Below are 15,135 nucleotides of genomic sequence, written 5' to 3' on the forward strand. Positions count from 1 at the left end.
CACAAAAGTGAGCGTGCTTTTTACCACCTATAGGCCAAACCCTAATGTTAAATATAACAACTTGATATATATATACTTAATATCACGTACAGCTTTTTACCTTATATATACCAAAAGCTAAAAAGGCTGCACGCAATTAATTACGCACTCATCGCTTCATCCACCAGCACTATCGGATAACCTTGCGAACACTGCTCTACTCGCCCTTTGACACCATAGGCTTTACGTAATACCTCAGCTGTTAATACTTGCTCTCCTTTGCCCATCACAACCAACCCATCAGGGCTGAGAACCAACACTTTATCGCAAAAACGTAATGCTAAATTTATGTCATGGATCGCGACAAGACCAATTCCGCCTGTTTGCGCCAAATTTTGTTTTACAGCCTGAAGTACACTAATTTGCCAATGCAGATCTAACGCACTGGTTGGCTCATCAAGTAATAATAATCGAGGCTCTCGAATCAGCACTTGCGCTAATCCGATCATCTGTCGCTGCCCCCCCGACATTTGTGCAAGCTGTTTAAGTGCTAAATGGGTTATTCCTAATTGGGAAAATGTTTTTTCAATGATTTGCTCAATATAACTTTTACTCAGTTCAGGTTTTACCGCGCGGCAAGCACTAAATACAATTTCATAAGCAACAAGGCTGGTTGCCTGAGGCAGTGTTTGTGGCAAGTAACCTATTCTTCTGGCACTTTCGCTAAGGGCTAACTGACTTAATATTTCGCCATCAAGAGACACATCACCTTGATATTTTTGTAATCGCGCTATCGCTTTGAGTAATGTCGATTTACCTACTCCATTAGGGCCTAATACCGCCACCAACTCACCATTTTGGATCGGCTCAACAGAAAGTTGCTCAATGATCTTTTGCTGACCATACCCCGTTGTGAGGCTATTAATATTTAATGACATTACAACTTCCCTTTACTCGATAAAATAAGGCTCATAAAGAATGGGATACCAATTAATGATGTTACGATTCCAATCGGTAAAATCACACCTGGGATCAAGCTTTTACTAGCGATGGAAGCCAGCGATAACAACAATGCACCTGCAATGGCACTCCCTGGAAGAAAAAAGCGATGATCTTCGCCTAATAACATTCTTGTTATATGAGGACCGACTAACCCAACAAAGCCAATTTCCCCCACAAACGCCACAGCGACAGCCGTTAATAAGCTCACTCTCAACAACACCATTAAGCGCATGCGTTCTACGCGAATACCGATACTTCTTGCTTGATCCTCTCCCGAGCGAATCGCAGTCATCGCCCATGCTTGACGCATAGAAAGCGGGAAACACACCGCAAAGACAAGCGCGACAATCAACACTTTTTCGTTATTTGCTCGCACCAAACTGCCCATGGTCCAAAACACTATCTGTTGTAAAGCATTACTGTCTGCGACAAACATTAATAAACTGACTAAGGCGTTAAGGGCAAAAAAGAGTGAAATACCAAACAAGATCACGGTATTGACCGATGCGCCTTGGCTTCGTGATAACACCACCACCAAAAGTGATGCTAAAAGCGCAAAAGCAAAAGCAAACAAAGGCAAAATGTAGTCAAAGCGAAACGGTAACCATGACCAGTCAAATAAGATAGCAACCGCCGCGCCTAATGTTGCAGCCGCACCAATACCTAAGGTAAACGGACTCGCTAACGGGTTATTTAAAGAGGTTTGCATTTCAGCCCCCGCTAACCCTAATGCCGCACCAACAACAATGGCCATTAAAGCGTAAGGGATCCTGACATCAAAAATAATAACTTGCTGGACGGGATCGAGTACTTCAGGCTGAAAGAGCGCGGAAAAAATATGGTTTAAGCCAATTTGAGACGGGCCAGTTGCAGTATCAATAACCCATGCAATGACAAGTGCTATCGCCATCATACTTAACAAGAGAATTCGTTTAATCACAAAGCGCCGATACCGCTGCGACAAACTGGTTGTTTGATGGTTTTCATCAACACTTAATGTGGCTGATTTCATGATATTTCCTTTATCTTACAAAGCCAAAAACCGGATAACAGTGACGTCATCCGGCTCATTGAATTAATTAAAACAACACTGATAGTTAATTTATAACGCCATCCAGTAGGTACCATTAAGAGGCACAGGCTGGTAATCACGATATAGTGTCTCTAATGTTTTTTGAGGTGAGAGATCAGCAAACGTTCTGGGATAGGCCCATTTAGCAAACGTCTGAATGGCAACAATATTGAGTGGCGTATTATAAAAATGGTGCCAGATAGAATAAGCCCGTTTATTTTTCACTGCGGTTAATTGATTAAGTGGCGGCCGTTGAGTTATGGCAGCCAAAGACTGGTGCGCTACTTTGGCACTAATACTGGTACCAAGAACGATATATTGCGGTGCTTCTTTTTGAGTTTGAGTTGAACCAACAGCGGTACCAATATAAATATCAGGCTGATGCGTTAATAAATACTCTTGATTTAATACGCCCACAGTTCCCGGAAGTAATGGCTGTGCCATATTCTTCACCCCAATAAAGTCAAGCATTTGAGCAACCATCCCTCGTGCCATGGTCTCACAACATTCACCGTTAACACCTACACGGCTATGTAGAAAGACTGTCGGGACATCTTCAGGTTTTACCGTGGCAAGACCTTGCTTCACCTTATCTAATTCTTGGTTATAAAATTGAATATAGCTTTTCGCTTGCGCTTCACGACCAAGTACTTTGCCCATGACTTCTAAGCTACGTAAGGTATTTTTCACTGGATCTTTGCGAAAATCGATAAAGACGACCGTTACACCCGCACGTTCTAAAATTTCAATAATTTCACTATTCCGCGCATTAGGCCCATGACCTTCTACACCTAAAAAAGCCACATCTGCTTTAAGCGCTAATGCGGTTTCTAAACTAAAACTCTCTGTTGCGCCTTTACCAAACAGAGGAATATTATCGATGTTAGGAAACGCGGTTTGATATTGTTGATAAGAATCAGGATCAACTAATTTCATGTCTCCCATCATACCGACAATACGAGATAACACTTGATCGCCTTCTAAAATCGCTAACGCGGGAATATAGCGACTTTCACTTAACAGTAATCTTTCAACTGGTTGAGATATTACGACTTCTCGCCCAGCTAAATCCGTTACAGTGATGCTTTTCGCTATACTGTGAGTACTAAATAACACCAAGCAAACACTGAGCAGTGCAACAAGACGATTTTTTATTGATAGAAATTGCGGCATAACTTTCCCTTTGATCACATTCACCTAGCCTTAAACGACAAAAGGAGAGACAGATGTCTCTCCTTGTTCATTTATTTAAAAGGCATACGCAACATTAAAGCGGATATCACGACCCGGCTCGCGTGGTGCACTCGCAATAGCGTTTACATCACCGTAGCTAGCATGATCACGATAATCTTTATCAAAGAGATTTTTAACTGCCAGCGAGAGCGTTAACTCTTCGCCCGATAATGGTTGCCACTGGCTGTAAATATCATGAACGGCATAACCTGGCTTTTCACTATAGTTAGTGATCTCCTCTTTACCTTTATAAATTTCAACCACTTCTACCGCATCATCAAGACGATCAACATAGCGACCTGTATAACCAATTAACAAGTTATCAAGTACATAGTAATTAATATCCGCAACCCATGTATCACCCGTAGAGGTACCGATACCAAAGTTTTCATCAATTAAACGTTGACCATCAAGATCTGATCGAGAGTGGTTGAAGCTTAATGACATACTTAAATCATTGAAGGTGTAGCCAGCACGCGCAGTGAAACCTTTGGTTTCTAAGTCGCCTTGGTTTTTCGCACTTTTACCGACCACATCGTCAATTTTATTAATGTACGCCGTTGCAGATAAATTAAGACCACCGTTTACCCAGCTCGCACCCACCTCAGTATTATGTGCTCGCTCTGCTTTACGGTTTGGATCTAACTCAATATCAGTCATAAATGAATCAGGGATCTGTGCGCCACGGAAAGCTTCTGCGTAACCTGCATAAACATTCAAGCCAGGTATAACGCTGTAGTTTAGACTAACATTAGGGCTAAAGCCTGAATGATCGACTTCTGTACCGTAAGAATCTTCTAATTCATATGTATCGTAACGACCACCAACACTTAAAAGTAGCGGCTCAACAATACGGAAATCACTCTGTACATACACGCCAGCGACAGTGCCTTTGAACTCATAAGTATCAGGGCTATAAGCTAAGAATGTACCATCTGTTGTATCTTTACGGTAATCAACACCATAAGTGATTGCAAACGAGTTAAAGCTACTCGTATTACGAATGTCACCGCCATAGCTATGTGTTTTCGCAATATTATTTGTTTCACGAGGTGCGTCTGGACGACTCTTGTGTTTTAGCTCAGTTTCAGTGTTATATGCGGTAACATCTAGCTCAAGATATGGGTTATCAGCAGGATTTAAACCGTAGTTCAACGTGAAAGTATCTCGGTTCATCTCTTGATCAAGTGGGAAGTTCTTTCTACTTTCCGTCCAGTGAGGTCGGAAGTTACGATACGCTTCATCACCGCGATGATCATAACTTAAAGTAATTTTTTGTGCGTCAGTGATATCACCAACAAGCTTAATAAAGCCAACTTTGTTTTGTGCTTCAGTAAACGGCTGCTCGTTACCATCGCCATCTGTGTAGTTGCCTAAATCGCTATACACCATAGTAGCAACAACGCTTACGTTGTCAGTAAGATAGCCATAGCCGCTAACGCTCGTTTTATACCCTTCGGTATTATCATAGTAGCCCGCCTTCACTAAGCCACCAAAACGTTCGCCACCTTGTAGCATGTCTTCTGCATCTTTGGTTTTAAAACGAATCGCACCCCCCAGTGCGCCCGCACCATCTGTAGCACGTCCAGCACCGGCCGCAACTTCAACTTGTTTCAATAACTCTGGTTCTATTGATAAACGTCCTTGGTGGTGGAAAATATTGCCTGATTGAACGGCACCATCAATAGTCACGTTTAGCTGGCTATCTTCTAAACCACGAACATAAATCTTTTGAGCAACACCAGTACCACCACCAATGCTGACTTCGGGATCTGTGCGGAAAATATCATTGATATCGTTGGCTTGTTGTCGTTCAAGCTGCTCAGAATCAATAAACACTTCAGTCGCTTGTAATGGGTTACCCATTACAACCATTTTTTCATGTTCACCTTCTGAGTCGGCAACCGCAATTTGTGTAAACAACGCACTTGAGACAGCAACCGTAGTCGGTAGCAGCTTGAATTTGCATCCTTTCAACATCTTAATTTCCACTTGTTAATGATAATAATTATCATTATTTTGCTTCTAACCACTAAGATGTAAATACTTTTTACAATTGTTACAACTTCACAACTACTTAATAAATATGGAAAAAGCCCTTACCTTTAGATAAGAGCTTTTTTTATATTAATTAAAACTGTAACCAACGCCATGAGCCGTTTTCAGCCGCTCAACAGGCATACCTGCCGATACTAATTTTCGCCGAACTCGGCTTAAGTGCATATCTAAACTGCGGTCATATAAACTAAACTCACGTGACAATACCTGTCGGTATAAATAGTCTTTACTCAGTACTTGATTCTGTTGAAAAGCTAATGTCCAAAGTAAATTAAATTGAATTGGTGTCATTGATAATGTGGTTTCTTTATAACTTACCGCTAAGCTTTGCTTATCCATTTTCAAATCATCAACAATTAATAATTTGGTTTTATTTGACGGTAACTGCCGCTGCTGAATACGCCTTAAAATCGCAATAACACGACACAAGACTTCCTTAATCGGCTGTCTACGTGGAATATAATCATCTACACCATGGAAAAAACTGTTTACGCATTCTGTATCGCTATAGTTATCCGCTAATAAGACAATAGGGATGTGAGAAACTTGTCGACACTGTTTTAAAAACGTAAAACCCTTCATTTCAGGTAATTGATTAGAGACCAACATAAGATCTACTATCGCATTTTTATAAACGTTTTCAGCTTCAAGTGCAGATTGACAACGTTTGATAACAAAACCTTCACGCCAAAACAGTTCAATTAACTGCTGACCATAATTATGATCAGGTTCCACAATTAAGATTGTTCTTGAATGATGGACCTTATCTATATTCATGCCAATCCCTAGCCAAACACCTGTTATTTTTATTGATAATAGTTATCACTATCAGTTAGACAACTGATAGTATACGAGCGTTTTTTTATAATCAATGACTATTTATCGAAATAAGTTAAATATAAATTAAAACTAAAACAGCAACTCAGCCTGTTTTATATTCTTGCTAAACTTATCTAATGCTTTTTTATCATTTATTAAGGTTTGTTTTACATTGTTACCAAACCACTCAAGTGATGCTGTTGCATTTTTATTTTGAGATAATCCATCAATAAAATGTTGATAATCTAATGCCCCTTCAAATAAAGGTGTCATTCCTTCTCGGCTACCTGCTGGCGAATAAACATTATCAGGTGAAAACACGTTTAAATATTCTCGTGAAGCGATATTTTTTAAGTGGTAATGATCGACAAAATCACTAATTTGATTATGGAAATAATTAATATCAGCACCAGATTCCCAAACATGTAAGCTGTCAAAATTAATTTTTAAAGCCGGATGGTAAACCTCATCTAAAAGCTGAAGAATCGATTCTGTCGTATCCGCTAAAGTATTGGGATGGGTTTCAACAAGTACATTTAACCCTTGTTGATGCGCGTATTCACAAATATGACGTAGTCTAGTAACCAGTTTTTCTCGGTCATTTTTATTAACCTTATCGCTGGCTTGATGCCCCGCAAAAGTCCTTACTTTATTTGTATTCCAATAGTTCGCTAACTTACAAATATGCGCACACTTTTGTTGAGAGACGATGGGATCACCCACTAAGGGTAAGTAATCACTTAGCATTGAAATCGAGAGTCCCATTTCCTTTAACCATTGCGCATCGTATTGAGGTTGTGACTCCAGACTTATGGCATGGACACCCCAAAGCTCGATACCTTGAAAATCATGGCTTCTTGCCCATTGCGCTAAATGATCTAATGACATTAATTGATGGCGAAACGAAATAGTACAAATAGATAATTGCATATCAACAAACCTCCATAATAGAATCACACGGTAAGTCGTTTAATTCACACCAATCGGAATACATATCAAATAACCCTTTTTTAATACGCTTTTCTGTTCTGTCTTGCTTATCCAACAAGTATTGAATACCTGTATATAAATTAAGATCTTTGGTTTCTGCCATTTTCATTACTTGATACTGAATACTGGTATAGGTCTGGATTAATTCTTCAATCACATCACACCAATATTCAAAGTCATCATCACTTTGACCTAACGCTCTGCCAAAATAAGCAAAGCCATGTTCGTAGGCATATTTACGCACCGCGATAACTTTTAATTCACGTAAAGCAAGTGGGAGATCTGACAAACTAATCCCCTGTTTTTCATCAAGGTGAGCTTGAATAATTTCACGAACGGCATTTGTCAGCGGGTTTTCATCTTCAATAAAGCAAAGCTTGAAATAATCTTGCACCACATTTAACGGCGCATCTTGCAGAGCGTTTTCATTAAAAATATACCCTCCCTCAACGGTTGGCTGAGAGATAGCATTTTCAATACGATCTTGTGAAATTTCACCTTGCCAACGAAAGTCAGGATCCCACATCATCCAGTGCTCTGGCGTCTCTGTTTCCGTCAACATAACGTAATGGGGAAATGGGTTCTGATTAAATTTATTTTCACGCTCAGGAAGGTGATAAAGATCGAGCATCACCATCAAGTGCTCTGAGTTCGATTTATTACCAAGTAACGCTCTCATGGTGGCTAAATTCACGAGCTTGGTTTTCTCACTGTCATACCAAGCGATAAGCTCACCACCAAACAAACGTTGGTACCAATCAATAAATAATTGGTGGTTAATATCATCACTATGATATTGCAGTTGGTAGCGCTCACTTACATCAAACGTCGCATCCCATACCGCAAAATAAAATGGTCGATGATCAATGCCTTTGCTCTTTAACGCTTCACACACACAACTAACAAAGCAATGTACTTTTACATCTTCAAATTCAACCTCAGGCTCTTTCGGTGCGAGCTCTGACTCATTGTTAACCTGGCATAGAAAGTCGGCTAAGCTCGCAACTGTCGCATAATCAGCAGCTGTAATATGTTGCTCTGGTACGGTCAATCCTAAATCGAGCTCTAAATGTAAAATGAGCTGGAGTATTAACACTGAATCTAAATACAACTCTTCATTCAACTTTGCTGATGGACTAAAAAGCGCCATATGGCTATTTTGCATATTTTCTTCAAGCACTTTTTTGATAGCTTGGATCATTTCTTCGCGCTGCATTTTTCTTCCCTAACCAATCGCTGCAATTGAAACACTACTTTGTGAAAGCACTTTTCGGTTTATCTTTCCGTTTGCCGCTTTTTCGATAATCTCGCGCTGCTCTATATCAACGGGTAACTGGTGATTCGCTAAACGCGTTCCACACCATTGACGAATACGGCTTGGTTCAATCAAAGTGTCTGCCACAAACTGCAAACATACACGCTCACCAGATAACTCATCGGCACGCTTAAACACCACCGCATCTGTAATTTCAGCTAATTCCATCACAACGTTTTCCACATCTTGTGGATACACATTCAGCCCAGAAACATTAATCATGTCATCGCTACGGGAAACGAAACATAACTGCCCTTGCACATCAAAAAAACCAAGATCTTGAGTATTAATATCAAGCTTATTTTTGGATACGATGATCTCTTGCGGGGAAGTTACATCACTCCCTGCTGATACCCTTAAATGTGGAAGTGGAAAGCCCATTTGATTGGCATAATCAGGATTTTCGCAGACGGCAATACAACCTGCTTCAGAACAGCCGTATTGCTGGAATAAATACTGACTTCGTACCTTTATCGCTTCAAACCAAGCTTGCGGTAGCACCGTTCCTGACGTCATTACAGCATGCAGCTGTTCTTGTTTTGGATATAGTTGTACAAGAGAATGCAGTAAACTTGGCGATGAATAAAGTAAGTGCTCACTATTCTCTAAGCATTTTCTCAATAGGTATTTAGGATTAATGTTGGTAATGATCACAGGCACTAAATCACGCTTAAGCGCGACAAGTACGCCACAAATTAATCCATAAGAGTGAGTAATTGGACATGCAATTAAAGGGGTCATGGACTGAGGTGTAGTAAAAGTTGTCACATAACTCTCAATTTCTTCATCAATAGACAACCAAGAGCGAGTGATCACTTTCGGCTCACCTGTTGTTCCAGAGCTAGTTTGTACTAAAACCGCTTGTTGATCTTTGTCTTCTCTTTTTAGCGTCAGTCCCGTCTGCTCAATATCAAAGATAACGATATGGCAGTTTGCTTTGTCTGCTAAACGCTTTGCCGCTAAACGCGGAGTCGTGGCTAAAATCGGATAAAATGACCCACCATTTCTTTTTAAATATAAACAAAGCGCCAGCAGCTGAGCAGGATTTTGTAGGCACACGGCAACGCGTTTTCCTGCACAATCTTTTAACTGAGGGTGCGCTGAAAATATTTGGAAACACTGTGAGAAAAAAGCACTATCGATATAATCATCATTAACGTAAATCATAATATCCCTATTATTTAAAAGCGCACGAAAGCGCATTCGCCACGATATGGTGACACTCTTGTTTCTTAGCCTGAAATTTTCGAGCTAATAATGATTCTGTTGCAATTGAAGTAGATTGATAATCGAGTTGAGCGATCCGATCTGCGAGATCTGGATGCGCTGCACTGTATTGTTCGAGCTTATTCTCAACCAGTTGCCAGAACTGCCTTTCCGTTCCACCGTAATGCCATTCAATAAGGTGAGAGACCTCTACGAGGTTATAAATGAATAAGGTATCCATCACTAATTCGCGCAGCAGCTCTACCGAACTCATGGCATAAAATATATCTAGAGGTGCCTTGGCTAAGGTTGGTTCTAATAATGCTAAATCAGGTGCTGGAAACTCAGTACTAAGGAACTCAGAGTGGTATTCAACACTTTCATGAAAATCACGAATAATAATCTTTTCAGGCCAACCATTGCGGTGAACCAATACCATGTTTTGTCCGTGCGGCTCCGTCCCCACCCCATACTTGACCAATAAGTGCCAAATTGGGATCACTGCCACCTCAATAAGTTGCGAGAGCCACGGCACTAAGCCATATTTATCAATCCAATGATCAATGAATGGCTGACCATCTTGCTCGACCATCATCAACGCATTAAATGGTACCGCCGTTTGCTCAGGTGATAATTTGTTTTCTAGGCTTTCTCTAAAAATAACCGCCAGTTGGTCACTTAAAGGATCACACTCTACCGTTTTCCCTAACGGTACATAAATCCCGCCAGCGTATTCGGCTAAGATGTCTAAACCTGACAACTCAGGGTCTTGACTAACAATGGTTTCAAGCCATGTTGATATCTCTGGCGCCAAACAAACGGAATAACCAGCTAAGGTCCGCTTAGAAGAGGTGTTCACCATATTCAATGGCAATTTGATATTGGCTTTTGCTTGATTCGTCACATTGAGTAAAGTTCTGACCGATTGCGAGGCAACATATTGGTCCCCTAACTCTCCCAAATCGATAATAATTTTCTGATCAAGTAAAGATAGAAAGTCTTCTTTGTGTAATTGACGCCACTGCCAAGGATGAACAGGCAATAAAGCATACTCCTGCCAGTTTCCTTGCTGCTGAGATAAAATAAAACTCAATGTTTGCCAGTGATCTTGATCTAATTCACTAGACCAAAAACAATCATGATCCTCAGGTAAATGTGAACGAAAATGTGTTCTTTTTATCGCGATCCAGTGCAAACAAAATGATTCCCCAGCTTCAGGCCCATAACATTGATGATCAAGAAAGTTAAACCCTGTTCGCGCTTTAAAAGATGGGTGATAAGGATGTCCTTCATCAAGCTGTGCTTCCAACTCAATAAAACTTGCCTGCCGACGTGAATCACGAGCTGGAATATTGTCTTGATTCCAGCGACACAAATTGGAGGTTTGTTTAAACTCTTCGATAATAGATAACTTAACTTGCTCAAGGGCGGGCAAGTCTCGAACAATATATTCCCAAGATTGCGAGATAAGCTGAGGTTGACCATCAATCGTTAAGGTTGAAATATCTAAACGATAACGCCCAAAAGCGCCAATATGACCACGAACGTGATAATGCTTTTCCGCCATGATCCAAGTAAACGTGTTGTGACCATTCTCAGAGCCAACATCAATTTCAACCAATTGTTCAAACATGATGGCTTCAAAAAGTTGCTTAATGATTCTCTGTTCAGGTTCTAGCGTAAGACAATTAGGCAATGGCATCTGATACCTCCTTTTTCTTATTTGTGGTATCAGCTGTTATAAATGGATTATCGATGTAGCAATAAATCGCCTGTTCGTTCTCAACCATTAATTCATCGACATCGTGAACACGTGTCAGTAAATTCGCTTTCATTGCCCATTGCTTATTTGTCAGCAATTGCTCGACAAATAATTTACCGCCACCCAGTAATGATTTATGTAATGCGGTGAGCCGTTGCTTAACAAAATTCAGTAATAAAGCTTCATCAATAATATGATCAGCGCCTAGTCGACCAATAATCGAAAAGAGATGGTTGATCATTAAATAATAAGTGAATCGCTCACAGATCATTTCATCATCAAAATACAAGTCATGGACACGGCTAGATTCAGGCTCCATACCTTCTAAATAACTACGATAGCTTTTTGATAAATAGAAACCTTGATTATCTCGGAAATAATAATTCGATGGGTATCCACTCTCTAATTGAATAACGCTATTTTGTTGGTGTGCTTCTAACGCAATGCCATGCTCATCATACAAACGGATCATAGGATCTATCGCACAATCCCAATAACGGGCAAACCATCGCATCGCTACATGAGATTCAGAGCAATGCTCTTTCGTTGCCAACTCAACAATAATAGAGGCTAATAACGATGCTTGATTTGGCAGTGGATCTTGTGTCAATGCTGCAATAGTAAGAACATCCTGATCTTGACCCGCCTGAAATGGATTTTCTCGAATAATAGTTTCAAAACCACTTTCTTCTTGCTCTGGTAATAATACGGTGACGTATGCAGGATCTGTCACAACATTAAAGCTAGGATAATCACTACTAAATCCCGTCTTACGATATAACCCAGCCATAACTACGCCAGCATCAAGTTCATGACGTTTATTTACTCTAAGAGAATTCGTAATTTTTACAGGTATCGAAAACTTATACATCCAAGATAAATGCGCACTGTATAGCGATCTCACAGAGGACGTTGCTGTGAACTTACAACCATGCTGTCCGCTATCAATAATTAGCCCCTGAGTCATTAAATCCAGAATAGCGGGATCATGTAATAATTTTTGCGCTTGCAGCGGATGCATAGGCAAGACTATAAACTCATCTGAAATTTGTAAGTCTGCGGTTTCGAGAGAAGAAGCAATGATCTCTTCAGCTGAAATTGATAATGCTGAGCGCTGGCAAATCAAAGAGCGGGCAACATTAAAGTAATGAAGTGCAAACTCCCCTTTTAATTCAGGCGCATAATATTGATGATGAAAATCAAGCATCCCTTGACGACTTTTAGGCGTCGGATGTTGCCAATGTCCAAAAACTAAACTCTGTTCAGCATCAATAAAACAACGAGAAGGCGGTGCATTTTTTGTCATATTTTCCGCCAAAAAATACTCCATGAGCGACATACTTTCTAACAGGCGAATCAATAGTTCCTGTTTTTTCAGTGACATTGTCTTTTGCTCAAAAAATGAATCTAAAAGCGTAATTGCAGCTTCTTTTTCAGAGATGGTATACCAATTTTCATCATTATTTTTTAACCAAATATCACCAAAAGCATGGCGACCAACAATGGTTTTATAAGTCACTTCAACGGCAATAACTACATGTTCTATAGGCAAGTTTATTTCAATAACCCACTGACACGGTGGTGAACAACATAATTCATTTTTCTCCATCCACGCATCAACTCGGTACCATGAATCTTGCTTACATTCTTTTAAGTAACAATTAAAGAGGGCCTGAAATGAAGCGACTTCAGCTATTTTTTTTGCTGTTAACATCATGTTGAACCGACTATTTATTGATAAATAAGAAATTAGTTAGAGATTCTTAATGATATTAATTCTCATTTCAACAATGATTACATTTGTTACACAAAAATGTATGCGGAAGCAAACCGTGGCACTTCAACGCTCGTACTTATGATTGAAACGCTTCAAAATGGATAATTAAGCTCATTCATAAAACATAAAAATCATGACGTATAACAAGGTCACTCAAGGCCCTATCATTAGTACTTTTTTCCTGTTTGCTTTTCCTGCACTCATTGCATTACTTGCTATTACTACTGCAAGTTTGGTCGATGGGATCTTTGTAGGTAAATATCTGGGTCCTCAAGCTTTAGCTGCTATCAATATTCTTATTCCCTACATCACATTCATGTTTGCATTGGGTCTAATGGTAGCTATTGGTGGGACAGTTACTGCAGGAAAATTTATCGGAGAAGGAAACTATAAAGAGGCTAATGGTATTTTTACCTTATCGTTAATCTCTATTTTTTTATTCGCTACCTTGATGGCGATTATTAGTTTATTTTTCAATGAGAGTTTATTTTTATTTCTTGGTGTTGATGAACAATTAACTCCCCTTACTCAAGCTTACTTCCAAGTAATATCAGTCGTACTCACCATTCAACTAACCACAATGGTTTTATATTATTTTGTACGCGCAGATGGCTTTCCAACGCTAGCAACAACAGCTTTAGTCTTGGGCTCTGTCATTAATATCATGCTTGATGTTCTTTTTCTTGGCTATTTTAAGTGGGGAATTCAATCGGCCGCTTGGGCAACAGGTATAGCACAGATAATACAGCTATTAGTCCTCTGTACTTTTTTCACTAAGAAACAAAGATTGATTAAATTTCAGCTCTGTTATTCAAGCGTGAAGCCTTACTTCAGAGGGTTGCTTAATGGGATTTCAGAATATATCAATGAAATTTCTGTCGGTATTGTTATTTTCACTATTCATTGGCTATTGATGAAAGAGCAGGGCAATACCGCTATCTCAGGCTTCGCTGTCGCAAACTATATGTTATTTCTTAGCATGATGCTGTTTTACGGCATTATCGATGCGCTTCATATACTGGTAAGCCAAAACTATGGAGCAAGAAATTTCACACGCATCAATCAATTCATGCTTTTAGCTACCGTTACCGTGATAAGTATTAGTACACTATTAATAGTAAGTGCGCTGTCTGTATCAGATTTAATAACGAAGCTTTTCATTGAAAATACAGAGTCTGACGCCTATCAATTGGCATTAAGTTATATTGGCGTTATATGGCCCTGTTTTATCTTTAGCGGAATAAATGTCTTACTATCTTGTTATTTCACAGCGATGCATTGTCCTCTTCAATCATCTATTATCGCTTTATCAAGAGGGTTAGTTTTACCTGTATCACTACTTCTACTCTTCACAAATTTTATTCCAAGCATCCCGTTTCTTTTTGCTTTACCTATCGCAGAGTTAAGTACTTTTATTATTGCATTAACGCTTTACCTTCGTTTCCAACACAACATAAAACAAAAGTTTGAGCTGGTAACTCTATGATCCTTATCAGCTATCAGGTCATAAAAAACGACTGAGTTCTTAAACAGGTAGTCGAGGTTACGGGACTTGCCTAAGCTTCTTTATAAAAAGCTTAACTATTATTTCCAGTTTCTACAGACGAAAAAAAGCCCTAGTCTTTCGACTAGGGCTTAATATAAGTGGCGGAGCGGACGGGACTCGAACCCGCGACCCCCGGCGTGACAGGCCGGTATTCTAACCAACTGAACTACCGCTCCACACGGAGATAAAACTTTCGTTTTATCCGATACCTGTCGTTCAGAACAAGTATCTTAAATTTAAAGCCTGGCAATGTCCTACTCTCACATGGGGAGACCCCACACTACCATCGGCGCTATTACGTTTCACTACTGAGTTCGGCATGGGATCAGGTGGGTCCATAACGCTATGGTCGCCAAGCAAATTCGGGTTTATTTAT

General features: G+C 39.8%; 11 protein-coding genes, 1 tRNA gene and 1 rRNA gene. 1 reads left to right on the forward strand and 12 read right to left on the reverse strand.

What is annotated here, in order from left to right; genetic code table 11:
• Positions 1-140 precede the first annotated feature (140 nt).
• The 10 genes from CTN01_RS16565 to CTN01_RS16610 form a co-directional block, all read right to left on the reverse strand.
• Positions 141-917 carry an ABC transporter ATP-binding protein gene (locus CTN01_RS16565; RefSeq protein WP_045084315.1) on the reverse strand — a complete coding sequence of 259 codons (777 nt, stop codon included), beginning with the start codon at positions 915-917 and terminating at the stop codon, positions 141-143.
• Positions 917-1,993 (reverse strand): FecCD family ABC transporter permease, encoded by a 1,077-nt coding sequence (locus tag CTN01_RS16570; RefSeq protein ID WP_005369426.1) that lies wholly within the window; start codon positions 1,991-1,993, stop codon positions 917-919. Before CTN01_RS16570 ends, CTN01_RS16565 begins: the two co-directional genes overlap by 1 nt.
• A 90-nt stretch (positions 1,994-2,083) precedes the next feature.
• Entirely contained in the window at positions 2,084-3,226 is a 1,143-nt protein-coding gene (locus CTN01_RS16575) for an ABC transporter substrate-binding protein (RefSeq protein ID WP_244156124.1), read from the reverse strand.
• A gap of 75 nt (positions 3,227-3,301) precedes the next feature.
• On the reverse strand, positions 3,302-5,266 hold the full coding sequence (locus CTN01_RS16580) for a TonB-dependent receptor domain-containing protein (RefSeq protein WP_045150443.1): 1,965 nt from the start codon (positions 5,264-5,266) through the stop codon (positions 3,302-3,304).
• A 147-nt stretch (positions 5,267-5,413) separates the two neighbouring features.
• On the reverse strand, positions 5,414-6,121 hold the full coding sequence (locus CTN01_RS16585) for a response regulator transcription factor (RefSeq protein ID WP_045127681.1): 708 nt from the start codon (positions 6,119-6,121) through the stop codon (positions 5,414-5,416).
• Between the two features lie 132 nt (positions 6,122-6,253).
• Positions 6,254-7,093: a sugar phosphate isomerase/epimerase family protein gene (locus tag CTN01_RS16590; RefSeq protein ID WP_045084318.1), complete on the reverse strand. Its 840-nt coding sequence runs from the start codon at positions 7,091-7,093 to the stop codon at positions 6,254-6,256.
• Between the two features lies 1 nt (position 7,094).
• Positions 7,095-8,369: a DUF6005 family protein gene (locus CTN01_RS16595; protein ID WP_045129742.1), complete on the reverse strand. Its 1,275-nt coding sequence runs from the start codon at positions 8,367-8,369 to the stop codon at positions 7,095-7,097.
• Between the two features lie 9 nt (positions 8,370-8,378).
• Entirely contained in the window at positions 8,379-9,635 is a 1,257-nt protein-coding gene (locus CTN01_RS16600; protein ID WP_045150448.1) for an AMP-binding protein, read from the reverse strand.
• 10 nt (positions 9,636-9,645) lie between these two features.
• Positions 9,646-11,376, reverse strand: a complete 1,731-nt coding sequence (locus tag CTN01_RS16605; protein ID WP_045150444.1) for an IucA/IucC family protein — start codon at positions 11,374-11,376, stop codon at positions 9,646-9,648.
• Positions 11,363-13,153 carry an IucA/IucC family protein gene (locus tag CTN01_RS16610; protein WP_045150445.1) on the reverse strand — a complete coding sequence of 597 codons (1,791 nt, stop codon included), beginning with the start codon at positions 13,151-13,153 and terminating at the stop codon, positions 11,363-11,365. Before CTN01_RS16610 ends, CTN01_RS16605 begins: the two co-directional genes overlap by 14 nt.
• A gap of 193 nt (positions 13,154-13,346) precedes the next feature.
• On the opposite strand from CTN01_RS16610, the gene CTN01_RS16615 reads away from it, so the two are divergent.
• Positions 13,347-14,699 (forward strand): MATE family efflux transporter, encoded by a 1,353-nt coding sequence (locus CTN01_RS16615; RefSeq protein ID WP_080896247.1) that lies wholly within the window; start codon positions 13,347-13,349, stop codon positions 14,697-14,699.
• Between the two features lie 159 nt (positions 14,700-14,858).
• Here the strand turns inward: CTN01_RS16615 and CTN01_RS16620 are convergent.
• Positions 14,859-14,935, reverse strand: a tRNA-Asp gene (locus CTN01_RS16620).
• Positions 14,936-15,000: 65 nt separating this feature from the next.
• Positions 15,001-15,116 (reverse strand): 5S ribosomal RNA (rrf, locus tag CTN01_RS16625).
• Positions 15,117-15,135: the final 19 nt, after the last annotated feature.

The organism is Photobacterium angustum (assembly GCF_003026365.1).
Lineage (GTDB): Bacteria > Pseudomonadota > Gammaproteobacteria > Enterobacterales > Vibrionaceae > Photobacterium > Photobacterium angustum.

Bases quoted from the DNA above. Each gene is read 5' to 3' on its own strand.
- CTN01_RS16590 (WP_045084318.1), bottom strand. From the start codon at position 7,093: ATGCAATTATCTATTTGTACTATTTCGTTTCGCCATCAATTAATGTCA.
- CTN01_RS16570 (WP_005369426.1), bottom strand. From the start codon at position 1,993: ATGAAATCAGCCACATTAAGTGTTGATGAAAACCATCAAACAACCAGT.
- CTN01_RS16585 (WP_045127681.1), bottom strand. From the start codon at position 6,121: ATGAATATAGATAAGGTCCATCATTCAAGAACAATCTTAATTGTGGAA.
- CTN01_RS16565 (WP_045084315.1), bottom strand. From the start codon at position 917: ATGTCATTAAATATTAATAGCCTCACAACGGGGTATGGTCAGCAAAAG.
- CTN01_RS16575 (WP_244156124.1), bottom strand. From the start codon at position 3,226: ATGCCGCAATTTCTATCAATAAAAAATCGTCTTGTTGCACTGCTCAGT.
- CTN01_RS16595 (WP_045129742.1), bottom strand. From the start codon at position 8,369: ATGCAGCGCGAAGAAATGATCCAAGCTATCAAAAAAGTGCTTGAAGAA.
- CTN01_RS16610 (WP_045150445.1), bottom strand. From the start codon at position 13,153: ATGATGTTAACAGCAAAAAAAATAGCTGAAGTCGCTTCATTTCAGGCC.
- CTN01_RS16580 (WP_045150443.1), bottom strand. From the start codon at position 5,266: ATGTTGAAAGGATGCAAATTCAAGCTGCTACCGACTACGGTTGCTGTC.
- CTN01_RS16600 (WP_045150448.1), bottom strand. From the start codon at position 9,635: ATGATTTACGTTAATGATGATTATATCGATAGTGCTTTTTTCTCACAG.
- CTN01_RS16605 (WP_045150444.1), bottom strand. From the start codon at position 11,376: ATGCCATTGCCTAATTGTCTTACGCTAGAACCTGAACAGAGAATCATT.
- CTN01_RS16615 (WP_080896247.1), top strand. From the start codon at position 13,347: ATGACGTATAACAAGGTCACTCAAGGCCCTATCATTAGTACTTTTTTC.